Origin of the sequence: Marinicella litoralis, from assembly GCF_002591915.1 — a bacterium.
Classification (GTDB): Bacteria; Pseudomonadota; Gammaproteobacteria; order Xanthomonadales; family Marinicellaceae; genus Marinicella; species Marinicella litoralis.
Genome location: NZ_NIHB01000001.1, coordinates 946,687 through 971,415 on the forward strand (window position 1 = coordinate 946,687; position 24,729 = coordinate 971,415).

General features: G+C 42.8%; 17 protein-coding genes. 8 read left to right on the forward strand and 9 right to left on the reverse strand.

Going from position 1 to position 24,729, the window contains the following annotated elements:
* Window positions 1-83 precede the first annotated feature (83 nt).
* Window positions 84-866 (forward strand): signal peptidase I, encoded by a 783-nt coding sequence (gene lepB / locus CCS90_RS04210; RefSeq protein WP_099018239.1) that lies wholly within the window; start codon window positions 84-86, stop codon window positions 864-866.
* Between the two features lie 40 nt (window positions 867-906).
* On the opposite strand, the gene CCS90_RS04215 is transcribed toward lepB, so the two are convergent.
* Window positions 907-1,329, reverse strand: coding sequence for a LexA family protein (locus tag CCS90_RS04215; protein WP_099018741.1), 423 nt, complete (start codon window positions 1,327-1,329; stop codon window positions 907-909).
* Between the two features lie 173 nt (window positions 1,330-1,502).
* Here CCS90_RS04215 and CCS90_RS04220 point away from each other — a divergent pair, with 173 nt between their 5' ends.
* Window positions 1,503-2,723: a winged helix-turn-helix domain-containing protein gene (locus tag CCS90_RS04220; protein WP_099018240.1), complete on the forward strand. Its 1,221-nt coding sequence runs from the start codon at window positions 1,503-1,505 to the stop codon at window positions 2,721-2,723.
* 1 nt (window position 2,724) lies between these two features.
* On the opposite strand, the gene CCS90_RS04225 is transcribed toward CCS90_RS04220, so the two are convergent.
* The 3 genes from CCS90_RS04225 to CCS90_RS04235 all read right to left on the reverse strand — a co-directional run bounded on the left by CCS90_RS04225 (window position 2,725) and on the right by CCS90_RS04235 (window position 6,748).
* Complete coding sequence (locus CCS90_RS04225) at window positions 2,725-4,191, reverse strand: sodium:solute symporter (protein WP_211337025.1); 1,467 nt, start codon at window positions 4,189-4,191, stop codon at window positions 2,725-2,727.
* Window positions 4,192-4,312: 121 nt separating this feature from the next.
* Window positions 4,313-5,326, reverse strand: a complete 1,014-nt coding sequence (locus CCS90_RS04230) for a NosD domain-containing protein (protein ID WP_099018242.1) — start codon at window positions 5,324-5,326, stop codon at window positions 4,313-4,315.
* Window positions 5,327-5,497: 171 nt separating this feature from the next.
* Window positions 5,498-6,748 carry a peptidase MATCAP family protein gene (locus tag CCS90_RS04235; protein WP_099018243.1) on the reverse strand — a complete coding sequence of 417 codons (1,251 nt, stop codon included), beginning with the start codon at window positions 6,746-6,748 and terminating at the stop codon, window positions 5,498-5,500.
* Between the two features lie 641 nt (window positions 6,749-7,389).
* Between CCS90_RS04235 and CCS90_RS04240 the strand changes: the two genes are divergently transcribed.
* Together CCS90_RS04240 and CCS90_RS04245 are read left to right on the forward strand one after the other, a co-directional pair.
* Window positions 7,390-11,526, forward strand: coding sequence for a carboxypeptidase-like regulatory domain-containing protein (locus CCS90_RS04240; protein ID WP_099018244.1), 4,137 nt, complete (start codon window positions 7,390-7,392; stop codon window positions 11,524-11,526).
* Window positions 11,527-11,679: 153 nt separating this feature from the next.
* Complete coding sequence (locus CCS90_RS04245) at window positions 11,680-13,620, forward strand: MFS transporter (RefSeq protein WP_099018742.1); 1,941 nt, start codon at window positions 11,680-11,682, stop codon at window positions 13,618-13,620.
* Here CCS90_RS04245 and megL read toward each other — a convergent pair.
* The gene (gene megL / locus CCS90_RS04250; RefSeq protein WP_099018245.1) at window positions 13,545-14,789 is read right to left on the reverse strand and encodes a methionine gamma-lyase; all 1,245 of its coding nucleotides are present in this window, start codon (window positions 14,787-14,789) and stop codon (window positions 13,545-13,547) included. The genes CCS90_RS04245 and megL overlap by 76 nt on opposite strands.
* A 159-nt stretch (window positions 14,790-14,948) precedes the next feature.
* Here megL and CCS90_RS04255 point away from each other — a divergent pair, with 159 nt between their 5' ends.
* The 4 genes from CCS90_RS04255 to CCS90_RS04270 are packed head-to-tail and all read left to right on the forward strand — an operon-like array spanning window position 14,949 to window position 20,274.
* Complete coding sequence (locus tag CCS90_RS04255) at window positions 14,949-16,424, forward strand: TyrR/PhhR family helix-turn-helix DNA-binding protein (RefSeq protein WP_099018246.1); 1,476 nt, start codon at window positions 14,949-14,951, stop codon at window positions 16,422-16,424.
* Between the two features lie 11 nt (window positions 16,425-16,435).
* Entirely contained in the window at window positions 16,436-18,145 is a 1,710-nt protein-coding gene (locus tag CCS90_RS04260) for a bifunctional sulfate adenylyltransferase/adenylylsulfate kinase (protein ID WP_099018247.1), read from the forward strand.
* Between the two features lie 12 nt (window positions 18,146-18,157).
* Window positions 18,158-19,057, forward strand: coding sequence for a 5'-3' exonuclease (locus CCS90_RS04265; RefSeq protein WP_099018248.1), 900 nt, complete (start codon window positions 18,158-18,160; stop codon window positions 19,055-19,057).
* Window positions 19,054-20,274 carry a sigma-54-dependent transcriptional regulator gene (locus CCS90_RS04270; protein ID WP_099018249.1) on the forward strand — a complete coding sequence of 407 codons (1,221 nt, stop codon included), beginning with the start codon at window positions 19,054-19,056 and terminating at the stop codon, window positions 20,272-20,274. Before CCS90_RS04265 ends, CCS90_RS04270 begins: the two co-directional genes overlap by 4 nt.
* A gap of 95 nt (window positions 20,275-20,369) precedes the next feature.
* Here CCS90_RS04270 and CCS90_RS04275 read toward each other — a convergent pair whose 3' ends face one another.
* The 4 genes from CCS90_RS04275 to hutI all read right to left on the reverse strand — a co-directional run bounded on the left by CCS90_RS04275 (window position 20,370) and on the right by hutI (window position 24,671).
* A complete protein-coding gene (locus CCS90_RS04275) occupies window positions 20,370-20,915 on the reverse strand; it encodes an HNH endonuclease (protein WP_099018250.1) in 546 nt (181 codons plus the stop codon).
* 165 nt (window positions 20,916-21,080) lie between these two features.
* A complete protein-coding gene (locus CCS90_RS04280) occupies window positions 21,081-22,589 on the reverse strand; it encodes a NupC/NupG family nucleoside CNT transporter (RefSeq protein WP_099018251.1) in 1,509 nt (502 codons plus the stop codon).
* A 109-nt stretch (window positions 22,590-22,698) separates the two neighbouring features.
* A complete protein-coding gene (locus CCS90_RS04285; RefSeq protein ID WP_143751543.1) occupies window positions 22,699-23,355 on the reverse strand; it encodes a hypothetical protein in 657 nt (218 codons plus the stop codon).
* A 113-nt stretch (window positions 23,356-23,468) separates the two neighbouring features.
* Window positions 23,469-24,671: an imidazolonepropionase gene (gene hutI / locus CCS90_RS04290; protein WP_099018253.1), complete on the reverse strand. Its 1,203-nt coding sequence runs from the start codon at window positions 24,669-24,671 to the stop codon at window positions 23,469-23,471.
* Window positions 24,672-24,729: the final 58 nt, after the last annotated feature.

The following is a 24,729-nucleotide window of genomic DNA, read 5'->3' on the forward strand; positions in this document are numbered from 1 at the left end:
AGTTTATTTAATAATTTGCAATAAGGGCTGAACCTTCATCAACGGCCTCAATCTAATCCAACAGTTTAATTGAGTCATTTATCATGCAAGGTTTTCACTGGGATTATGAAGTGTTTTTGTTTTTGGCGGCGGTTTTGACATTGTTGGCTTGGTTGTACAGCAGACAGAAAAAAGCACGAGTCAGTCAATATAAATATATCCGATTCACTGCGGCTGCGGGTAGTTTTTTCCCCTTGTTGTTTTTGATTTTATCCGTCAGGTCATTTGCGTTTGAACCATTTCGCATTCCGTCATCTTCGATGATGCCAACCCTATTGACCGGTGATTTCATCTATGTGGATAAATCTGCATATGGTTTAAAAATGCCGGTATTTCACAACACTTTGATTGAAACCGGTCAGCCGAAAAAAGGCGATGTGTTTGTGTTCAGATCAGTCGAGGACCCATCAATTGATGTGATCAAGCGGGTGGTGGGCGTGCCCGGTGATCACATTCGATACGATCAAAGAACCAAACAACTTTTCGTTAATGAACAAAGGGTTAATGAACAGTTCATTGGCTCCTATAAAGGTTTTCATGATGACATCAACCCCCAAGGATTGAACCAGAAACAAGCCACCACGGGTGAACAACAACACACTGTTTTGTATTCAAATGGCGTGCATCGCAGTTACCAATACACTGACTTGGTGGTACCGGAAGGTCATTATTTTGGCATGGGTGACAATCGAGATTTCAGTAAAGACAGTCGGGTGTTTGGTTTGATTCCAGCAGAAAATATTGTGGGTCAGGCTAAATTTATCTGGATGCATTGGCGACCGAACGCTTTTATCGACGGGCTTAAACGCATAGGTAATCTACTGTAGGAGGCATTTTGATGGTGAAAGCTTGGGTATGTGTGACCTCTTATTTCAACGACCGAGCCACGCCGGTAACCACACCCCAAATAATCAGTTCAGTTTCACCGGTAATGGGTATGTCTTCATAGTTGCTGTTTTCAGCTTGTAGGCGCAAACCTCCTTGGGTACATAACCGTTTAACAGTGAACTCGTTGTTGACCAAAGCGACCACAATGTCTTTGTTGGTGGCGGTGTATGATCGGTCAATCACCAGCATGTCATTTTGAAAAATACCGGCACCGATCATTGAATCACCTTCCACCCGAGCAAAAAACGTACTGGCTGGGTTTTTAATCAGCAGTTGGTCTAAACTCAAAGCACCTTCCAAATGCTCCTCAACCACACCAGGGAAACCCGCTGAAATATTACCCGTGTAAAATGGGATGTCGGTGTAGCTTCCTTTTGGCTTTAATAGGGTTACTTTACTCATGTGGCTTGGCTGTTCAGTGATTGTTTGTAAGTTCTTATTAAACAACAGCCCACCATGGATTTAAACTGTTTTGTGTTAATTAGTGCTGAGACTGGCGATTAAAGTGCTTTTGCATAATTTGTCCTTGTGGTAGGTTGGGTATAGACTCATTTATCATTGAAAGCGTACTGAGTATGATACAAATAAAAAGTTCACAACAACTCAAACGCCTGCGCCGATTGGCATTGGCTTCACAAGGATTGTTGCAGGCCGAAGCTTTTGGGCGGGGTTTGTCAGCCGCTCGCCGAGCCATCGAACACATGGGTTATGTTCAGCTGGACACCATCTCAGTGGTGGAACGGGCCCATCATCATGTGCTGCATACCAGGGTGCCTGGGTTTAAGCCAGGCATGCTTGAACAAATGATGCAGGACAGAGATGTCTTTGAATATTGGTCTCACGCAGCGGCCGTTTTACCGGTTGAAGATTTTCGTTTTTCTTTGCCGTATAAACAGGCGATAAAAAGGGGACAAATCCATTGGTATAAAAATCCCGATCAAAAGCTGATGACAGCGTTGTTGGCACGCATCCGCAGTGATGGCCCGTTGCGATCCAGAGACCTAGAAGTTACCAGTAAGAATAAACCCAAAGGTGCTGGCTGGTGGGATTGGAAACCAGCGAAAAAAGCGCTTGAACAACTGTACATGCAAGGTGACCTGATGGTCAGTAAGCGCGAAGGTTTTCAAAAATCCTATGACCTCACCGAACGGGTGCTGCCAGCACAAATCGATACCCGCATGCCAAGCACAGAGGAATTCGCTGCTCATTTGTTGGATCAGCAGTTGCGCTGTCATGGCTTGGTTTCACTCAAAGGTTTGACTTACTTGCGTCGCAATGCGGCACTCAGGTTGGCGATGAAAAATCAGCTCAATGAGCGCTTGGCACAGGGTTATCTACAGGCCATCCAGTTACCCAATAATGAGGTGTACTGGCTCGAATCCGACCGACTTGAAGCGCCCATGCCACGTGTCAGTAAACGCTTGCATATCTTGTCACCGTTTGACAACAGTGTGATTCAGCGCGAACGACTCAAAGCCTTGTTCCAATTCGACTACCAAATAGAATGCTATGTGCCCGCGGCCAAACGCCAATATGGTTACTTCAGTTTGCCGCTGCTTTATGGTGATGAATTCATTGGTCGCATGGACTGTAAAGCACACCGAAAAGCGCGCCATTTGGTTATCAATTCACTGCATTTCGAAACGCATGACCATGATCCAGAATCAGTCATCCAAGCCTTGGTCACCGCATTGGTTCGGTTCCGTGATTTTCAGCAATGTGACAGCATGGCCTTAGACAAGGTCAAACCGAAAAACCTGCATTCAGTTTTACACAAGGCATTACAGCAAGCTTGAATCACTGGGTGGATTGATTTGGCGAGATTTTTCGATGGCTTATCAGCCACAAGCCCAAATAAACCAAGCCGCCATTGATCAATAAAATTTCATAACCAAATTGATAGCCGCCGAGCCAGGCTGAACCATAATTGGCCAATAAATATGACAACACAGGTGCAAGGATGGCAATCAACGGAATCCATCGGCCTCTGGGTGTTTTTTGACTGAGCACCCCAAAGGCAAATAGACCCAACAAGGGACCATAGGTGTAACTGGCGGCTTTGAGTAAGGCATCAATGGCATTGGTTTGCATGTGGTAATAAAACAGCACCACCGTGATGAAAACCAATAAGGAGAAACCCAGGTGAATGATTTGTCTGAGGCGCGGTTTGTCCTCATCCTGTTTATCTAAAATATCCAAATAAAATGAAGTGGTCAATGAGGTCAAAGCCGAATCGGCACTGGAATAAGCACTGGCCAATAAACCCAAAACAAACACAATGGCCAATTCCACTGGAAAATGAGTCAATGCCAAGCTAGGAAATAACAAATCTGATTTTTCAGGGAGGGCCAGATTAAAGGCATCGGCGTAGAGGTACAAGCCTGAGCCGAGTAACAGGAACAAGAAATTCACTGCCACCAAAATCAATACAAAGGAATACATGTTTTTTTGTGATGATTTGAGGTTTTTACAGGACAGGTTCTTTTGCATCATGTCTTGATCCAAACCGGTCATCACAATCACGATCAGGATGCCGCTGAGGAATTGTTTGTAAAAGTTTTTGCTGTCAGTCCAACCATCGGCAAAGAACAATATTTGGCTGTACTGGCTGTCAGCCATCAGCTTGATACCGTCCCAAGTGGTGACCCCTAAATGGGCTGCCACGAAGATCAAAGCACCGGCGGCTGCAATGATCATAAAACTGGTTTGTAGCAGGTCACTCCAAACAATGGTTTTGATTCCGCCCTTAACCGTATAGGCCCAAATCATCGCTATCGAAATCAAGGCCGTGAGCCAGAATGACAAGCCAAATTGAGCAAGGATAAAGGTGTGCAGCACCAAAGCCACCAAGTACAGCCGAAAGGCACAACCAACCACCCGTGAGAGGATGAAAAAAGCCGATCCGGTTTTGTGTGCATGCCAACCAAAGCGTTCTTTAAGGTAGGTATATATGGTGGTGTAGCCACCGCGGTAATACAAGGGCAGTAGCACCTGAGCAACAATGGCATAGCCTATGATGTAGCCCAACACCATTTGGAAATAGGAAAACTGTGATCCGGCCACCCAACCAGGAATGGAGATAAAAGTCACGCCGGATAAACTGGCACCAATCATGCCGAAGGCCACCACTGGCCAAGGTGATTGGCGGTTACCAATAAAAAATGCTGAATTAGACGCCCTGCCAGCCGTTAGCCGAGCAATTAACATCAAAAAAGCAAAATACAATCCAGCCACCAGGGCCAAGGTCATCGGTTCAATACGCATACTGGCATTGTACTATGAATGTATTTCAACCGAAAATAGTCATGTCTTGTTGGGTTTTGGCCCCAGCAAGCCTAAATTCATTGCGGACCTTTAGGCTTGGCTTGATTGGTTTGTAGCAAACTCAATACGAATTACCCACGCCCACATCTGAAACTTCAGTCAACGTGCCGGTATAGGTGTTGTCAGTGGCATCATTGTAGTGCGCATCGGTGTTGAAAAAGATACCAAGGTCATTGTCATACAGTTTGTTGTAATTGAGGTAATTGAGCGTGACATCGTCATTTGAACTGAGTCCAACGCCAACCACTATGCCGGTATCAAAGTCGATGGAATGATTTCCAATGAACTGGTTTTTATAACTGGTTTTGGAGCCAGTATCCAGGCACCGGCCACCCGCATCAGCCAAAATTGAAAGGCCAACCCTGCCGATTCGAAGGGAATTGCTTTTGATGGTGTTGTAGGAAGCGTTGTTCAAGCGCATGGCAGTGGTGCCGCTGTCTAAAATTTGATTACTGCTTATTTGATTGCGGTTGCTTTGTATCAAATGAATGCCATAACTTTGACTTTTCAAAATTAAATTGTCCTGAAAAACATGGCGATCACTGTCATCTCCACACACCACTATGCCGACGAAGTTTTGATAGAACTCGTTGTTGATCACACTGTTGTTGTTGGCAACCAAACCCGGCACATGATTGGCAATCCGAACGCCTTCGGCAGACATTTTAATGAAGTCGTTATTTTTGATCAAAGCATGGCTGCCCGATGAAATGATCACACCATTGCCTGAATCATAAAAAGTGATGTCATCGACTTCGAGCACATCACTGCTTGAGGCATTGATGCCGACCCAGAATCCGGTGATGGCACCACCACCTCTGATGGTTACTTTGTCTTGGCTGTAGACAGAAATACCCACCAAGTCATTGGTGCCTGATAAGGTATGACCATTCATGTCTAAGGTTACATTATTGGCTTGTATTTCAAGCGCATAATAACCACTGGTACAATGTAAATCTGCGGTCATCACTGTGTTGGTGGTGATGATGTCTCCACAACTGAGGGCATGGCTCTGTTGGCTTAAGCACAACCCCATCAGGCTGGCTGTAATCAATAAAATTTGATTGAAATTCATAAACGACTCCTTAAATTATCTGTTGGTATTAACAGGATTCGTTAAAGCCAAGTAATTCATGACATGATTCAAGCAAATAATTCCCTCAGGAATGAATTTAAATAGGTGTCAGTCAAGACAAGGTTTGGTTTTTAACCAAAGGTCGTTGCTTCAACCAGGCAGCGACATCACTCAGTCCAGTCCTTTGAGCATGTCTTCATAGTGTAATTTTACTTGCGCAAAATCGATTTGATTCAAAAATGAAGTATATGCCAAGTAACTCAGCAGAAATCGCAGGTCTTTGGCCCAGGGTGGTAAATACTTCGGTGTTTGACACAAGCCAATGGCTGACAGGTGGTGTAACACAGGAATGTCCTCAATGTCGAGCTTGCCACAAAACAACAAGCGCAAACAATCGGTTCGACCGTTGACGACAATGGCACGCAAAAAGTTGTGGACTCGCATCAATCCCTCAAGATACACAATGTCTTTGGTGAACGGTGCGCCGCCAGTCAGAACCCCACCCCTGAACACCCTGCGGGCATTTTCATAGGCTTGTTCTTGGTTGCCAATGCGGGTCAAAAAGTATTGATAGACCTCGAGAAAATCAGCGCCTTCTACAGCCATCTGAATCGCCAAGACCCGATCTGCCAAGCGTTGTAAGCGGTCAATGTCCATGGAGCCGGTGATGAATTCAGCAAACACCGCTAAACCTTCTTGGGTTTTGGTGGTCCCTGGGTGACCCGCTTGCAGTATGGGTAAGTCAGTTTGTGCCATGCCATTGAGTGAAGTGGCTACATGGATGTAGGCCTCGTGGTTGATTAATTGCCGGGTGTCTTTGTCGGTAAAACAGGCATTGCGACGAATCCGAATTTGTTTGGCACTGGCCAGTGCGTTGGCAGACAATTCATCCACCACCAGGATTTCTGGTGCGTCATCACCAAATATATCCAGCACTGCTTTTTTCATGTCAGCAGCGACCGTTTCGGCCAGAAAACAAGCCGGCTCAGGTGCGCCCAGGTCGATTTTACAGAATGTACCAATCAGTGAATCGATTTGCTTGGCCAAATCCAATGAGGTGCTTTTTTGATCGACCAAGGTATCCAAAGGCGAGCCATACAAGCGACTGGAATAAGTATAAAAAGCATCGGTTCCGCACGCCATCAAAAGGTGTGCTGTGTTCTCAATGTTGTCAGCGGTGCGTTGAAACCAGTCATTGACCACACATGTACCTTGCATGTGGCGGCGTGCTTCAGTCAGCGCCGCAAAAACGTCAGTGGGGTTAAACGTTGGGTATTCAACGTGAGGCAATGCTTGGGCTTTTTGCCTGAAAAATTCTTCTTTGACCGACTCAGGCCAACTGATGTGCGCCAGTATCCGAATCGGCTTGGTGGCTTGATACAGCAAGCTGTTGATTTTAATGATGTTGTTTTTATCAAGCACTGATTGTCTCCTTAAAGCTTTTTATGTTGTTCATATTTGGCTGCTTATGGTGTGATTGAATCAATCATCATAGGATGACCGATACTTAATCAGCAGGCGTTCAATGAGTCTACTCAATTCACTCAAAGACTGTAAAAGTTGGTAAATAGAAACAAATGATTTTAATGATAATATTTAGCATTAAAATCAATCCAATCCAATCAAGATTACAGCACAAAGATGGCTTCATATTGTAATCTATTTTAGTGACGTTCCTATTCCCAACGATTTTAAACCAATCCACAATCTTAATAATCCAAACAGCACCCTTGCAGATCGTTTTATCACGTATTGTAAGTATGAATTTGTGGGCATTGTTATGAGAGGTTAAGGTGGCGGTTAACCTGCAAATGTCATTTTTCGGTGATTTTAAGAAAGTCTTCAATTATCGACTTTTGAGCGGATTAATGTCCGTTTAAAGAATGAGATTCAAATCCAGACATATAAAACTAATTTAATTTACTTATATTAAATTACATAAAAAATGTTATGAGATTGAATACGCCGTTCTGTGCTTATATAATCGTCAATTCCCCAGTGGTTTGTCCTCGAAACACATCATTGCTATTCAATAAAAAGACAAGGAAGGTTCAGAAAGTATTATGAAATTCAATATATTAATCAAAACGCTGCAGTTGTTGTTGGTATCTGCTATTGGAATTCTCAATGCAAACTCAAGCCCATTAACAAACAATGATTTAAAAGAAATCACTGCTGATATTGAACTGATTAATCAGTTCAAAGAAGAACAGACCATCGAAAAAAACACCAAGTATTTATATAAAAAGTTTATTAATTACGACATATTGTTAACTCAATACAAAACCCTTCATTCCTTCAACATGGAAACGGATGAGTTTAATAACAGAGTTCATCATAAAATTAAATCAGCACTTCATATGATGAATAACGATTACCCTGTGCCTGAATTGTCATCATTTTCATACAGGGAATCAAACAGAGGTGGGAGTGGCATCATACGTGGCAAGGTTATTGATGAAAACACTCAATTACCATTAGAAAATGTCCATATGGCTTTCTATTCTGATGCAGGTACATACGTTTCAAGTACAACTACTGATTTATCAGGAAGGTACATCATGCAAAACTTGGCTCCTGGCCGGTATTTAGTTAAGGCAAGTGAAACAAACTATGCTGAGGAGTTTTATAACGGTATTTTGTGCCCACGTGGGCTGGGGTTTGGTTGTCAGGTCAATGACATTGATGCATTGGATTTACAACCATCTCAAATTATCAGCGATGTTGATTTTAGCTTGGTTAATGGACCTGTCATTACAGGTAGAATAGTAGACCAAGATACTGGGCTTCCGTTAAGAGCAAGGGTTAATTTATTAACTGATAATGAAATGTTTGATGCATATGTCAACTCTTCATCTTCAGATGGTAGTTTTGAGCTCGTAGCCAGTGGCTCAGGTGAATACTATATTCAATTTGAAAACAATTTATACATTGATGAGATGTATGATAATGTCTGGTGTGGTCAGCAATGTGATTACGATTTGGTTCCAACAGTCACATTATCGAGTAATACAACCACAGATTTAGGTGACATTGGATTAAAAAAACCAGCCTCAATATCAGGGACTTTATTCGACCAAGATGATAACATGCCAATCTTAAATGGCTATCCGTCTATTCGGCTGTATAACTCAACTGACGAATTTATTGACAATCTCAGTTCTTGGCAAATCAATGAAGGTTTGTGGGAATTTGAGGGCATTCAGCCTGGTGAATATTACACCATAGCTTCATCTAATGGCTATTTTGCTGAAATGTATTTTAATCAGGACTGCCCTTCACGCGATATTTCTTCATGTTTTACTTTTACACCGGACCTGATTGTTCATGATGGCGTAGCTGCCGTTAACAATGTCGACATGACATTGATAAAAATTCCACCGGCACCAACCTTTATTAACGGTGTTGTTAGGTTGCCCAATGGGGATCCCATAGATAGCGATTCATATGTAAGGCTGCATCGCATTCTTGATAATGGGACGCCATCTAGTTCATACCATCAATCAAATGTAGATCAAAATGGCAATTATGCTTTCAGTGATGTGGCTGCGGGAAGTTATCTTTTTGTGGCAAGCACAAGTGACTATCATAACGACGCTTATCCAGGCGTACCCGGTTGTGACATCAGCATATACAATTGTTCGCCTGAATTATTCGGCACACCATTGGTTATCAGCGAATCAACTCAAACGATTAATTTTGATTTTAACTTGCACCAATACCCTTCGCTTTCAGGTCTGGTAAAGGATAACAACAATGCGACCATTGGATCTGCTACGGTTACACTTGAGGATATTGATACTGGATACAGATACACTGAACGTACTGACAGTAATGGGGAATACCTGTTCGAACAAGTCCAGCAGGGTAATTACAAACTTTATGCAAGTTTTGATGGGCATGCATCAGTAGCGTACCAACAAGTGGTTTGTTCAAATTACAATTGTAGCAATCAATCTGGGGCACAAACCATTGATATTGAAGTTGGTAATGATTTAATTGGTTATGAATTTTCACTGTCACAATTGCCAACACTTAATGTTGAATTTATATCAGCAGTGAACTCGATTCGAGGAGAATTGAAAATTTATGATTCCAACGGAAACAATGTTTACAATCAATATGTTAATGGTTTAAATAAAGAATTCAACATCTATCCTGGATCTTATTATTTAGTCTATAAAGAAAATCAATATTCAGACAATAAAAATGTAAATAAAATTTATGGTGGCCCCAATTGTTATGAAACCTGCGACCCACTGTTAGGTCAATTGGTCACTGTCGGATTGAATCAATCCTATGATTTTATATTTAATTTGGATCAGCACTTTAAGGTGCAGTTTCAGGACAAAAACTTTAGAAATTATTTCGATATCAAGTTTTATGATTCAAATAATCAACTGGTTTTAAATCGGAGTTCTAGCAGTTCATCAAGTGGCGAGATTTACTTCGATAGCCTTGAAAGCATTAAAATTGGAGTTACTAAGCTTGGCTATTATTCATATTATCACGAAAACATACAGTGCCATGGTGAGGCCTGTGGGCTAGATACAGCGACAGTTATCAACCCTCAGGTCAATCAATCAATATCTATAGATTTTAGCTTGCAAAGTCTGGCTGACATTTCAGGTATAATGATGGATGAAAGTCAACAGCCGTTAGATGGTATTGTAGAATTGTTTAATGCTTCTGGAAACAAGGTTAAATCTTATGCCACCAGCAATGATGGTGTGTTTTCTTTAATTGGAATTTCACCTGGGAATTATTATCTCAAAGGTATTAGCTCAGGTCATCAAAGCATGCTTTTTGATGGGGTGACCTGTCTTGAAAATTGTGATGCGACCATTGGAAGCCCAATTGAAGTTTTCATAGGCGTTGATATTTCAGATATCGAAATCCGTCTTCCTCGATATGGATCAATAGAAATTAATGCGGCCAGATATGTCAATGGAGATGTTGTGAACAGTGTTCGGGTCGAAATGGTTGATGTGAATAATTTGAACCAAAACCACCCAGGAAAAACCATCTATGATGGCAATACACAACCCCTGCTGTTACCACCTGGTATGTACCAAATCATTACAGATGATAACGATGTGATCAGAACGGCTTATCCTGATATAGACTGTTCGCAAATCAGTCAACAAGAATGTATCAATCAATCAACAATAATTTCCATTGATAATTATGATGAAGTCACATTGACTGATTTTATCATTCATAAAAAAGGAGAAATCAGAGGTGAGGCTTTAGATGAAATAACAAATGAGCCGGTTATTTATCACAGAATCAATCTTTATGATGATGACTTTCAATTGGTTGATTATGCCAATACAAATTCTAATGGTGAATTTGTTTTTTCTGATTTAAGTTCTGGAAGTTATTACTTGGAACTGATAAAGGGAAACAGTCACATGGGTGAACTTTTCAATGATGTGAACTGTTATGAAGGCATCGGCGTGAGCTGTATGTTTACCGAAGGATTTGCTGTTGATGTAGCCGCTGACACTATCGTGTCGGTTAACTTTTCGCCGACTCAAAAGCCAGAACTCAATATTCATGCAATAAATTCTTACAACTTAAGTGGAATCAATACTGATGTTCGTGTTTATTCACACTTGCTTGGAAGCGCGGTTATTTCATCAAACAATAAGACCATTCACAACTTACTACTTAGCCCAGGTGAGTATTGGATTATTGCTGAAGCAAGAGATTACAACATCAAAGGTTATCCTGACGTGATATGTGAGTCATTTAACATCAATCAATGTGAGAGTGGATTGCTGTCTATTAACCTTGAAATGGGTGATTCAAAGTCCATACAACTTGAACTTGAATTATTGCAAGGAATTAACGGATTTGTCACTGATGCTGTGTCTGGAGAGCCAGTTGCCGATGTAATTATTGATGCTTGGAGAAACAATTATCATGATGATCTGACTGTAACGTCACCCAATGGTGGATACTCCATTCGATTAAATCGTGATCAAGATTATTATTTATCAACTGATTTGCCAACAAGTCTGCCTTATTACAATGAGGTTTATAAAAATAAACATTGTTTTGATGGCCCTGCAATTTTGGATTTTTGCTCACCATACTCAGGGTCTCCACTGAGGTTTGATTATTATAATGACCAACCTATAGAGGCTAATTTTGAACTTGATATAGATGAAATCTTTTTATCGGATTTTGAGTAAAGATTAAAATTTGAACTGGCTGGGTTCAGCCAAATAAGACTGAAGTGGCATTTATAGATACTGTTGTGTAAGTTATTAGCACCAGGTGATTCAAATAAAAAAAATCGACTGGAAGTGCTAAACTGATATCAACTCAAACATAAAATGCAGCCCATGACTGAAAAATCACAGTTCCAGTTACTCAAAGAACGTCGGTTCTTGCCATTCTTTTTGACCCAGTTTTTTGGGGCGTTCAATGACAATGTGTTCAAAAACGCATTGGTGATCATGATTGCGTTCAGGGTCGCCGATGATCAAGTTGATATCCTGACCAACCTGGCCTTTGGATTGTTTATTTTACCCTTTTTTCTGTTTTCAGCCTTTGGTGGTCAAGTGGCTGATAAGTTTGAAAAGTCGGTGTTAATGAGGCGGGTTAAAATTGGGGAAATCACCATCATGTTGTTGGCTTCCCTGGGGTTTTATTTGAACAGCATTCCATTGTTGATTTTTGTTTTGTTCTTGATGGGCGCTCAATCAACTTTATTTGGCCCGGTTAAATATGGCTATTTGCCAGAAAAACTGAGCAATTATGAATTGATGGGTGGCAATGGCTTGGTCGAGTCCAGTACCTTCATTTCAATTTTGTTGGGTACCATTTTAGGCGGCATCTTGATTGCCATGGATTCCTTTATCCCCATTTCAGTTGCGGTCATCTCATTTGCGGTAATGGGGTATTTGTCGGCACGAGCCATTCCTCTGTGTGAAGCGGCCGATCCAACCATCAAACTGGACTTTAATTTATGGCGAGCCACGGTAAAAAACCTCAAAATACTGCCTGAGAAAAAGGTGGTTTTCTTGTCAGTTTTGGGTATTTCATGGTTTTGGTTTTTTGGTTCAATATTCCTGGCTCAAATGCCTAATTTCAGCCGCACAGTGCTCGGTGGTAATGAACATGTGGTGACTTTGTTGCTGACCATGTTTTCAGTTGGCATTGGTTTGGGTTCTTTGGTTTGTGAAAAATTATCAGGTCGGCGGGTTGAAATCGGCTTGGTTCCTATTGGTGCGATCGGGCTGGCTTGGTTTGGTTTCGATTTGTATTGGGTCAGCAGTCAATGGCCAGACGCTGGTTTGCAAAATCTAGGTATTGCTGCAGTGATGCAAGTATCTGGTGCCTACCGAGTGTGTATAGATTTGGCGATGATTGGGGTCTTCGGTGGCCTGTACATTGTGCCCCTGTACGCCTTGGTTCAAGAGCGGTCCGACCCTAATATTGTGTCGCGAATTATTGCAGGTAACAACATCATCAATGCGATATTTATGGTAGTGGCAGCGGTGTTGGGCATGGTGGTTTTGGGTGTTTTGGATTGGAGCATTCCGCAACTGTTTTTAATCACTGTGGGTTTGCACATTGTGGTCAGTCTGTATATATTCACTATTGTGCCTGAGTTTATTTTGCGTTTGGTGGCTTGGTTTTTGGTGTCATTGGTGTATCGAGTTAAGTACAAAGGCTTGGAAAAAATTCCTGCAGAAGGCCCTGTGGTATTGGTGTGTAATCACGTGGCTTTTGTTGATCCGGCGATTGTGATGGGTCGGGTACGACGACCAACCAAGTTCGTAATGCATCACAAGATTTATAACAAGTTTGGCATGAAGCTGTTGTTCAATGCAGCCAAAACCATTCCGATAGCCAGTGCCAAAGAGGACCCTGAAATGATGGAAGCTGCTTTTGCATCGGTTAAACAGGCCTTGGAAGAGGGCGATGTGGTGTGTATCTTTCCAGAGGGACGTTTAACCCCAGATGGACAAATTGGACAGTTCAAAAAAGGCATTGAACGCATCATGGCAGAAACGCCGGTACCAGTGGTTCCTATGGCTTTGAATAACTTGTGGGGCAGTATGTTCTCACGCCATTCGAAAAATGTGTTGAAGCGCATACCCAGAAAGTTTCTGGCCAAGGTGGAGTTGATTGTCGGTGATGCCATACCTCCTGAAAAAGTCTCTGCTGATTATTTAAGGCAGTTGGTCATTGAGTTAAAGAATCAGGCTGAAATCGCCAACCCATTGTCCGAAAAACAGTTGCCTGATGCAGCATCAAAAACCGACTCAAATGCCTGATGAATGTCTGCAATGATGTCGTCTATGTGCTCCAGCCCAACTGACAAGCGAATCAAGGTTGGGCTGATCAGGTGAGCCAATAGTTCTTCTTCGGTATAGGTCGAATGAGTCATGGAAGCCGGGTGTTGAATCAAAGTTTCGGCATCGCCCAAGCTGACTGCACATAATATCATTTTCAAACTGTTTACAAATTGTGCCGATTGTTCTCTGCTGGCATTCAATTCAAAGGCGATCATGCCACCTGTATCACGCATTTGTTTGGCGGCTAAGTTTTTTTGTGGAAAATTTTCCAAGCCTGGATAAAAGGTGTGTTTGACATGTGTTGATTGGTTTAAATACTCCGCCACTTTTTGTGCATTTTCACAATGCCTGTCCATGCGCACATGCAAAGTTTTTAAACCACGCAGTAACAGTGAAACATCAAAACCAGAAATCACTGCGCCAGTCATGTCTTTCAAACCAAACATGCGGATGTGATCAATGTCAGCATGAGAACCGGCCACAATGCCAGCGATTAAATCACCATGTCCGCCCAAGTATTTGGTGGCAGAATGAACCACCAAATCAGCGCCCAAAGTAAGCGGGTTTTGTAAATAGGGGGTGCAGTAGGTGTTGTCGATCATCAGTTTGCAATCATGTTGGTGGCAGATAAGGCTCAATGCCTCGATGTCAATCAATCGCATGTTTGGGTTGCTTGGGGTTTCTGAGTAAACCAATTTGGTTTGGTCTGAAATATGGTCAACCAGGTTTTGTGGGTCTGATAAATTCAAGTAAGTGATCTTGATACCAAATGACTTCAGCCCATGTTCTAAAAAGCTGAAGGTACAACCATACAAGCTCAAATCGGCAATGATTTCATCGCCTGGTTTGACCATTGACCACATGGTGGCTGTGATGGCGCCCATACCAGAAGCCGTGGCCAATGCAGCCTCAGCCTGTTCCAACTGTGCCAAGCGTTGTTCAAGTATTTGTTGTGATGGCGAGCCCAGTCTGGCATAGATGAATCGATCGTTTTCACCCTGGAAGGCTGCGCCACCTTGTTCTACCGTATCAAAAGCATAGGTTGAACTGACATGAATGGGTGGCGTTAATGCGCCTTGGTTCTGTTTGGCATCATATGCCGCGTGAATGGCCAGTGTTGCAAAATGTGTTTCATGTGGACTTTTCATAACGATAGATTCAAATGTTATTGAGATGGCTTTATTTTAGGTTGTGGCCAGCTGGCAACCAAGTTAGAATACGTAACAGTTTCATTACAACGACGAGTAAAAAATTTATAAGTTGTTGAATATAAAACAATATATGAATGTACGGAATTTCTTACACACATGAAGTTAGCCATCACCACCGAAAATAAGCTGGGCATCACAGACGATGTGTTGTCATTGCTCAGAAGCCATCAAGCGGATTTAATTAAGGTTGAAGTCGAAGATGGCAAAATATACCTGCACACCCAAGAACTGGAAAAATCAGTGCAGGGCACCATTGCCAGTCAGTTGATGAAAATTGTTGGCATAAAATGGGTCAATCAAATTGACGTCTTGCCCGGGGTGGAAACGCAGTACATGCTTGAATCACTGATGCAAGCCATGCCAGACCCTGTGTTAGGCATCAACACCAAAGGGCAGATTTCCTATGCCAATGACAAAGCCATGTCATTGTTTCAACCCTTTACTGAGAACAACAAAATGCCGTTACAAATGAAACAAGTTTTTGTTTCGACCGGCTGGCAAGAAAAAGTCAATGCGGCTGCCAATTCACATTTGCCAGTGAACATCAAAACCATTGCGGGAACCATGTTACTGGAAGTTCAGGGCATCAAAGACAGTCAAGGCAAAATGAATGGTGCCATGTTGTTGTTCAGAGATTACGACAAAATCAGAGCCAGTAGCTACGTGATGCAAGGTGAGGAAATTGATGGTTTGGAGCGTTTGGTTTATCATTCGGATGCCTTCGGAGCGGTGTTACAGAAAGCCAAAACAGTGGCAGATGTTGACGCGCCGTTGAACATTGTGGGTGAAACCGGTACAGGAAAAACCTTGTTGGCACATGCCTGCCACAGTTTAAGCCAAAGAAACAATGAGCTGTTCACTGTGGTTGATTGCCAAGCCATGAAAAGTGATGAGATGGAAGTGTTGTTATTTGGCACCGAAAAAAGGCCGGGTGTGATTGAATTGAATCAATCTGGCACCTTGTTTTTTTCGCACATTGAGTTCATGTCCCAGCACATTCAAAGTAAATTTCTACAACATTTTAAACAACAAACCAAAGGGCATTGTGTCCGGGTCATGGCCTCTTCGGCACAAAAACTGTTGAATCATCAACAAGCCGGAAAGTTAATACCTGAGCTGGTTTTGCTGTTGGACGTGTTGCGCTTGGATGTCCCACCTTTGCGTGACAGGCCAGAAGACATCGAACCTTTGATGCAGCATTTCTTGCGCCAATTCAATCAACAGTTGGGCCAGAACATGGCTTTGTCCTTGGATGCGGTGGCTAAAATGAAAAGGTACTATTGGCCAGGCAATGCCAGCCAATTGCGTCACGCCATTTACAAATCCATGATGTTGGCTAAAGAGGGCGTCATTCAATCCAGTGATTTAGACCTTGAAGGTGCCATGAGTCTGGAGGCTGATTTGGAAGGCATGACCTTGAATGAAGCGGTGAATGAATTTGAAAAACACTTTTTGCAACACTGGTATCAAAAATTCCCATCGACCAGAAAACTGGCTCGTCAATTGGGTGTGTCGCACACCACAATTGCGCAAAAAATCAACAAATATAATTTAAATCAAAACAACGAATAACAGAGATTAATATGAATATCATAAACCCACATGGTGGTGAACTCATCAACTTAATTCCACAAGCGGAAGTCAAAGCAGAGCGCCAAAAACTGGCCAATGAGTTGCCAGATTGGAGCCTGACCGACCGGCAGATATGTGACATTGAATTGATCTTGAATGGTGCATTTTCACCACTCAAGGGATTCATGACACAAGCGGATTACAATGCTGTGTTACAAGACATGCGATTGGCTGATGGAACGCTTTGGCCGATGCCAATTACCTTGGATGTGGATGAAAAAACCATGCAAGCGGCCAAAGAAGCCGGCCAATTGACCTTACGTGATATGGAAGGTGTGGTCTTGGCTGTGTTGCAAGTCAGCGATGTATGGCAAGTGGACAAAGCAGCAGAAGCCCAAGCGGTTTATGGAACCACTGACTTAAAACATCCTGCGGTTAATTACCTGATGAATCGTGCCGGTGAGTATTATTTGGGTGGCGAATTGTTGGGTCTACAATTACCAACCTATTATGATTACAAACAACATCGACACACCCCAGAAGAAATCAGGGCCAAATTCAAAAAATTGGGTTGGTCTAGGATTGTGGCATTCCAAACCCGCAACCCCATGCACAGGGCACATCAAGAGTTGACTTTTCGAGCCGCACAACGGGTGGAAGCCAACTTATTGATTCATCCTGTGGTCGGTTTAACCAAACCAGGTGACATCGATCATTTCACTCGAGTGCGTTGTTACGAAAAAGTCATGGATCGATACCCTGAACGCACCACCATGCTGTCATTGTTGCCTTTGGCGATGCGAATGGGTGGACCCAGAGAAGCTTTGTGGCATGCGATTATCCGCAAAAATTTCGGTTGTACCCACATCATTGTAGGCCGTGACCATGCGGGTCCTGGCGATGACTCCAATGGTCAGCCATTCTATGATCCTTATGCAGCTCAAGATTTATTGCAACAACATCAAGAAGAATTGGGCATTGCCATGGTTGAATTTGAAATGATGGTTTATTCTCAGGACAAGGCACAATACATACCGGTTTCTGAAATTGCAGAAAAAGAAAATATTTTGAACATCTCAGGGACTGAATTGCGTCGGCGCTTGCAGTTGGGTTTGGACATTCCTGCCTGGTTTTCATACCCTGAAGTGGTGGAAGAGCTCCGAAAAAGCTACCCACCCAGAAACAAACAAGGCTTCACGGTGTTTTTCACCGGTTTGTCAGGATCCGGTAAATCAACCATTGCCAATGCTTTGCGGGTGAAGTTGATGGAAATGATCAATCGTCCTGTGACTTTATTGGACGGTGATGTGGTCAGACAACATTTGTCCAGTGAGTTGGGATTTTCCAAAGAACACAGAAACATCAATGTACAGCGAATCGGATATGTCGCCAGTGAAATCACCAAAAACGGTGGGGTCGCGATTTGTGCACCCATTGCACCTTATGAAAAAATGCGTGAACAGGTTCGTGAAATGATTGAGCCATTGGGTGGCTTTATTGAGATTCATGTATCTACACCGCTGGAAGAGTGTGAAAAACGGGACCGCAAAGGCTTATATGCATTGGCCAGAAAAGGTGTGATTAAGGAGTTTACTGGCATCAGTGATCCTTATGAAGCGCCCATTAATCCTGAAATGAACATCAACACCATGGACTTTACACCTGATCAAGCCACCCAGCGCATCGTGTTGAAATTAGAAGCCATGGGCTTGATTGGATAACAAAAGCCTCGTATGACTGAAACAACAAAAAAACCGACGGCCTTTTTAATCGATTCGTCGGTTTTTGTGTTCCGCAGTTATTATTCCATGTCTACAGATTTGGTGGACGTCCATGGCAACACCAATCATGCCGTTTATGGCTTTGCACGTTTTTTGATTCGGTTCATCAAACAAACCCAGCCGCAATTCATTGCAGCGGCTTTTGATGAAGCGTTGACCACGTCATTCAGGAATGAAATTTACCCGTTGTATAAGGCCAATCGAGACCCGGCTCCGGCGGACCTGAAATTGCAGTTTAAACAGTGTCAGAAACTGGCTAAATTGTTGGGCATTTCCACCTTTTCTGATGACAGTTATGAAGCCGATGACTTGATCGGCACATTGCACCAAACCTATGCCAATCGTGGACACAATGTTTGTGTGGTCAGTGCAGACAAAGATTTGGCGCAGTTGGTCAGGCCGTCAGATTGGTGGTGGGATTATGGTAAGTCCAAACCTTTGGGTTTTAAGGCATTGACTGAAAAGTTTGGGGTCAGGCCAGACCAGGTTTGTGATTTTTTGGCCTTGGCCGGCGACCAAGTGGATAACATTCCTGGGGTCAAAGGTGTGGGGGTGAAAACGGCACAAATCCTGTTGAATCATTTCGATGACTTGGATTCGGTATTAAGTCGCTACAAAGAGATTGAGTTCTTGAGTTTTCGTGGTGCCAAATCATGCCAAAAGAAAATCAGAGACCACCAAGCCGATGCCAGGCTGTCCAAGTTGTTGTCAAAAATTGTACTTGATGCGCCCATAGACAATGATGATATAATCAAGTCGAGAGTGAGTCCGGAAGCCTTGATTGATTTTATCGAAGAAATGAATTTTGGGCCGATGATAAGAAGAGAATTATTAGAAGCTGCAGCCATATGACAACTGAACAAAAAAAGATTCTGGTGGTTGATGATGAACCAGATATTTTACAACTGTTAGATATTTCATTGAGCCGCATGGGCTTTAAAGTTTACAAAGCTGAGAACATTGGATCAGCTAAATTTCAATTATCAAAAACCTCCTTTCATTTGTGTTTGTCTGATTATAAATTACCAGATGGCAATGGCAGCGAACTGGTTGAACATGTCAGTAAAAATTACCCCACGACGCCGATAGCTGTGATCACTGCATTTGGTACCATCAACCATGCAGTTGAAACATTAAAGAAAGGGGCTTATGATTTCATCACCAAACCAATCAGCTTAGACACTTTGCGACAGTTGGTCATCACCGGTTTACAAAAACATGAAAATGGCGAGGCGAAATCGACTGCAGTTACCATTCCAATCAGCAGTGCTTATTTTGAACAATTAAACGACCAAATTTTGAAACATGCCAACAGCCAAGTTCCGGTCATCATATATGGCAGCAACGGAACATGGAAAGAGCACATTGCCACTTTAATTCATAAGAACAGTGTTTTGAAAAACGAAGCCTTTACAGTGATTGATTGTGCCGATGAAGAAAGGGATTTAACCCCTGAAATTCAAGGAACTTTGGTTTACCAAAACATTGAAGCGCTGACGCCTGTCAGACAATCTGAATTGGTTAACTTCATCAAGACCATGGGTGACAACAGCAGAATCATCGTTTCTTCTAACTGGACTCAGGAAGAGTTCATGCATTCTTTGGGCATCAAAAAAGCATTGATCAGGCTGTTGTGTGTGGCCACCATTGAAACCAAGACCATCATGGAGTTGAAAGATGACATGGCTGAAATTTGTAAAACCAAACTGGAACAATTGGCAGAAAACTGGAATAAGTTGCCATGCAAAATTCACCCAAGTGCGTTAACAAAGCTTAAACAGTATGACTTCCCTGGTAACTTGAAAGAGTTGGATTTGATCTTGTCTAAAGCGGCTGTCAATTGCCAAAATCAATTGATTCGTGAAGAGGACATCCAGTTAGAAAACACCGGATTTCAACCGCAGTTGAATAAAGAGATGAATTTAGAAAAATACATCGAAGAAATAGAAATTCGAGAAATCACCAATGCATTGGCGAAAACCAACAACAACAAAACCAAAGCCGCTGAATTACTCGGTATCAGTTTTCGAGCCTTACGCTATAAAATCAAAAAGTTGGGAATTGATTGATATTGAATCGCAGGGTTTTTGCGGTGGCAAATTCAACAGTGCGCTAGGCTTTATTCAGCCTGTGCCATTTTCTGACCCCAAATTGCTTTGAAAAACTAAGACCTTAACTGTCTGAAAGGTGACTTTTTAGGAAAGTGACTCATTAAAAAATTCATCTGATCAGCAATGATGTTTTTGTTTTGCAAGAATATATACTCGGCATAATTAGGGGCAAATGGGATTGCCAATAAACGCATGTTCGCTTGTAATGGGGTGCGATCGGCTTTGTGGTTGTTACACCGCTTACAAGAGGTGACTACATTGGTCCACAAGTCTTTACCGCCTTGTGAAACTGGTGTCACATGGTCTCTTGATAATTCATGGCGGTTGAAAACTTGACCACAATACAGGCATAAGTTTTGATCGCGTTTGAACAAGGTTTGGTTGTTTAAAGGCGGAACATATTGTGCCAGTTGTTTATGGATGTGGTTGTTATAGCCTTTGGTGCCGATGATGGCAGGGATGTCGTAAAAACTCTGTTTGCCGGACTTGGCATTGATTCCGCCATGGAGACGGGTGATGGTGGTGCCAAACTGGTATTGCACCATATCTAATGCCAATAACTTGGCGACTTGTTCACAATTAAGCCATTCTAATGGCATTCCCGATGCATCAGTTCTGAGGGTTTGATGCGGCCCAAGGTTGTGATAGGTAATCAACTTTCTCCTCAAGTGGTTTATATGATTACAAACCACCTGAGAAAAAAATGCAAGTTAAATTATTCAGTTGTCACCCAAATTTGGCAACCGTTTCACATCATGGATTGATCAACCGACCAACATGCCGGCCATGGTGGCAGAAAACAGTGAAGCCAAAGTACCACCCAACAAGGCTTTCATGCCAAACTCCGACAAAGTTTTTCGTTGGCCTGGTGCCAATGAACCGATACCACCCACTTGGATGCCAATCGAAGCAAAGTTGGCAAAACCACACAGCATATAAGTCGCCATCAAAATAGACTTGTCATACATCAAATGCACTTCTTGTGCGGTGTCTTTCAAAGTGGCCAGGTTTTCATAACCGACAAATTCACTGGCGATGATTTTTACGCCCAACAATTGTCCTAACTTAGTGATGTCTTCGGTAGCAACACCAATCAGCCACATCAAGGGTGCGAATAAATGACCAAAAATAAACTCCAAAGACAGCTTGTTATAAGTTGTGTTGCTGGCTATCAATTGGTTGAAATTATCGCTGAAAGCGCTTAATTCATAATAGTTGATGCCGATACTCATGACAATCATGTACAGAGTAAAGGTCAGGGTTGTACTCAGGATAATGGCTTTCCAGCGGGCCAAATCAGGTGATTTTTTCATCCACACCACAGTGAGTATCACAGAGCCAACAATCAAGCACACTAAGCTGGTAAGGTTCAGTATTGAACCCAAGAAATTCAGTAAAAAGTTAACCAAAGCAATGAATGAGAAAAACACCAATAACATGGCGCCGACATTCATCGCCAATTTCAAGCCTTCGGTGGTGCCATTGGTCAATGCATCAATGAAATTGGAACCCACTGATTCATTGGAGATTTCAATGTTGGATTCAATCTTTTCCGTTTGCGGGTACAAAATTTTCGCCACCACAATAGCACCTGGCGCGGCCATCACAGAAGCGGCCAATAAATGCTTGGCATAAAACAATTGTAAAGCTTTGTCTTCGCCACCAAGGAAACCGACATAAGCGGCCAAAACACCACCGGCCACCGTGGCCATACCACCGATCATCACCAACAAAATTTCTGATTTGTTCATTGATTCCAAATACTTTTTAATCATCAATGGGGCTTCGGTTTGTCCGAGGAAGATGTTACCTGCGACTGATAAACTTTCTGCACCAGATATTTTTAAAGCTTTGGTCAATAACCAGGCCAAGCCTTTGACAATTTTTTGGATGATGCCCAAATAAAACAAAACAGAGGTCAGGGCTGAGAAGAAAATAATGGTGGGCAAAATCATTACCGCGAAGTTAATCAGCGGCGATTCAATTTCTCCGGTACCGAATGAGCTGAATAAGAATCCAGTGCCGGCTTTGGTAAAGTCCATGATGTTGATGAATATGGCACCGACCCATTTGAAAATATTTTGTACTGAATCGACATAGATCACACCGACAGCCAATAACAGTTGTATTGACAAGCCAATCACCACAACCTTCCAGTTGACTCCTTTGCGATTGCTGCTGAATGCGTAAGCTATGGCAACCAGTGTCACCATACCGATTACACCACGCATCAATGACTCTAATGAAAATCCCGCTGTAGGAATAATATCCATGTTCTACCCTTTATTATTATCAATCCGATTGATTATAAAAGGTTCTTATTAAAATAACAGCTGGTATATGTAACAAAGCCCTTATTTAAAATAATTAACCTGCGGATTTTTACGGCTGATCAAGCATTTCAACCGGTTCCAAAATCACCTGGCCCAGTGGAATATCAAAGCTGTATTCATAAACAAACTGGTCGAGCTGGGCCTTGATTTCATGACCCGTGACAGATATCGAAGCCGTTCGGTCAATGCTACCATCAGCTTCTAAAACGATGGTCAGGTTATCAGGCACCCTGCCGCGTATTTTGCTGCCGGTAAACTGTAATCTATTTTTCCAGCTTTCACGGTAGGCCAAAGCAGCTTCATGGCCATAAGTGGCGACCAGTTCCTGATGTATTTGATTGGCGTTTGCTGATTGTTGGGGAGACAGTTTCTTTGCAAGCAAGTTCATGGTGTCACTGATCAAGTCTTTTTGTTCCGAGCGACTCAGGTCGATCAGCTTGAGCCATGCCAGGGCATTGACAAAATCTTTTTGATTGATGTAATTAACGCTGATTAAAGTGATGGCATAATAGTTACCATACCTGGCTGCGGCCTTGAACCGTTTGAGTGCACTTTCATCTTTGCCTTTTTTGCTGTCTTCCAGGCCCAGTCTGATGTGTTCGAAATCAGGTTTGACAATATCACCCATGTGATTAAAGTGCAATCGCGAGTCGGCAGCAACAGATGTGAGTGAACAGATGAGAATAATGCAATAAATAAATTTCATGATAATCCCGTAATTAAATTCAAACCCTACTGTCCCGTTGCTATTTTGACATAAAAATGAAGCAGACGTTCAATAAGCAAAGACACCTGAGTTCAAGTCTTCAGCACAGCCAGCTACTTGAAGGTTTGTTTGACCAAAGTTTGTCCTTGCCAATAAACCAAGTCTGCGATTTGGTCCGTATCCCAAAGCACCATCTGAGACGCTTTGCCGACTTCAATGCTGCCTTTTTCATCATCGATTCCTAAAGCTTTGGCGGCATTGATGGTGACCCCGAGGATGGCTTCTTCAACCGTCAGCCCAAATTGAGTGCAGGCCATATGCAAACATTGTAATAAATTGGTTGTTGGTGCGGTGCCAGGGTTTGAGTCTGTGGCGATGGCCATATCGATACCCCATTCGCGAAACGCTTTGATGGGTGGTTTTTTGGTTTCTTGTAGGGCGTAAAAGGCATAGGGTAACAGCGTGGCAATGGTGTGGTGTTCAGCCATTTTTTGCACGCTGTTTAGTGATGTGTATTCAATGTGGTCTGCAGAAAGCCCCCCATATTCAGCCACCAGTCCCGCGCCACCCAAGTCACTTAATTGATCGGCATGTAGTTTAACGGGTAATCCCCAGCGGGCAGCGGCATCAAAAATTTGTCGGGTTTCTGCGACAGAAAAGCCAATGCCTTCGCAAAACGCATCCACAGCATCGGCCAATTTGTGCTTGGCCACATGTGGAATGATTTCTTGGCAGATCAATGAAACATAGCCAGGGCGATCATCAGCGAATTCAGGCGGTATCGCATGGGCAGCCAACAAGGTGGTTTTTACATCCATGCCCATGCGTTCACCAGCAGCTCGTGCCGCCGCCAACATTTTAAGTTCACTGTCAAAATCCAAACCATACCCCGATTTGATTTCGACCGTCATGACACCTTGAGATTTGAGGTGCGCCAATCTTTGACAGGTTGATTCAACTAATTGTTCCAAACAGGCCGCTCGTGTGGCTTTGACTGTGGATAAAATACCACCACCTGCTTGCGCAATGGCTTCATAACTGGCCCCAGCCAAACGCATGGCAAATTCATTGGCTCTGGAACCGGCAAAAACCAAATGGGTGTGACAATCAATCAAGCCTGGCGTGACTATGTTGTTGTTGGCATCAATACTGGTGTTGGCTGCAAAAGCACTGATCTGGTCGGAGGCGCCCATCCAAACGATTTTGCCTTGGTCACAGGCCACAGCACCTTGTTCAACCAAGCCAAATTCACTGCCGTTATCGGCACAAGTGATTAATTGGGCATTGTGAATCAGTAAATCACACTTTTTTTTCATTGTGTTCCAAAGCACTTTGGCCTACAGTTCTGGGATAAGTCATTATCTATAAATCAAT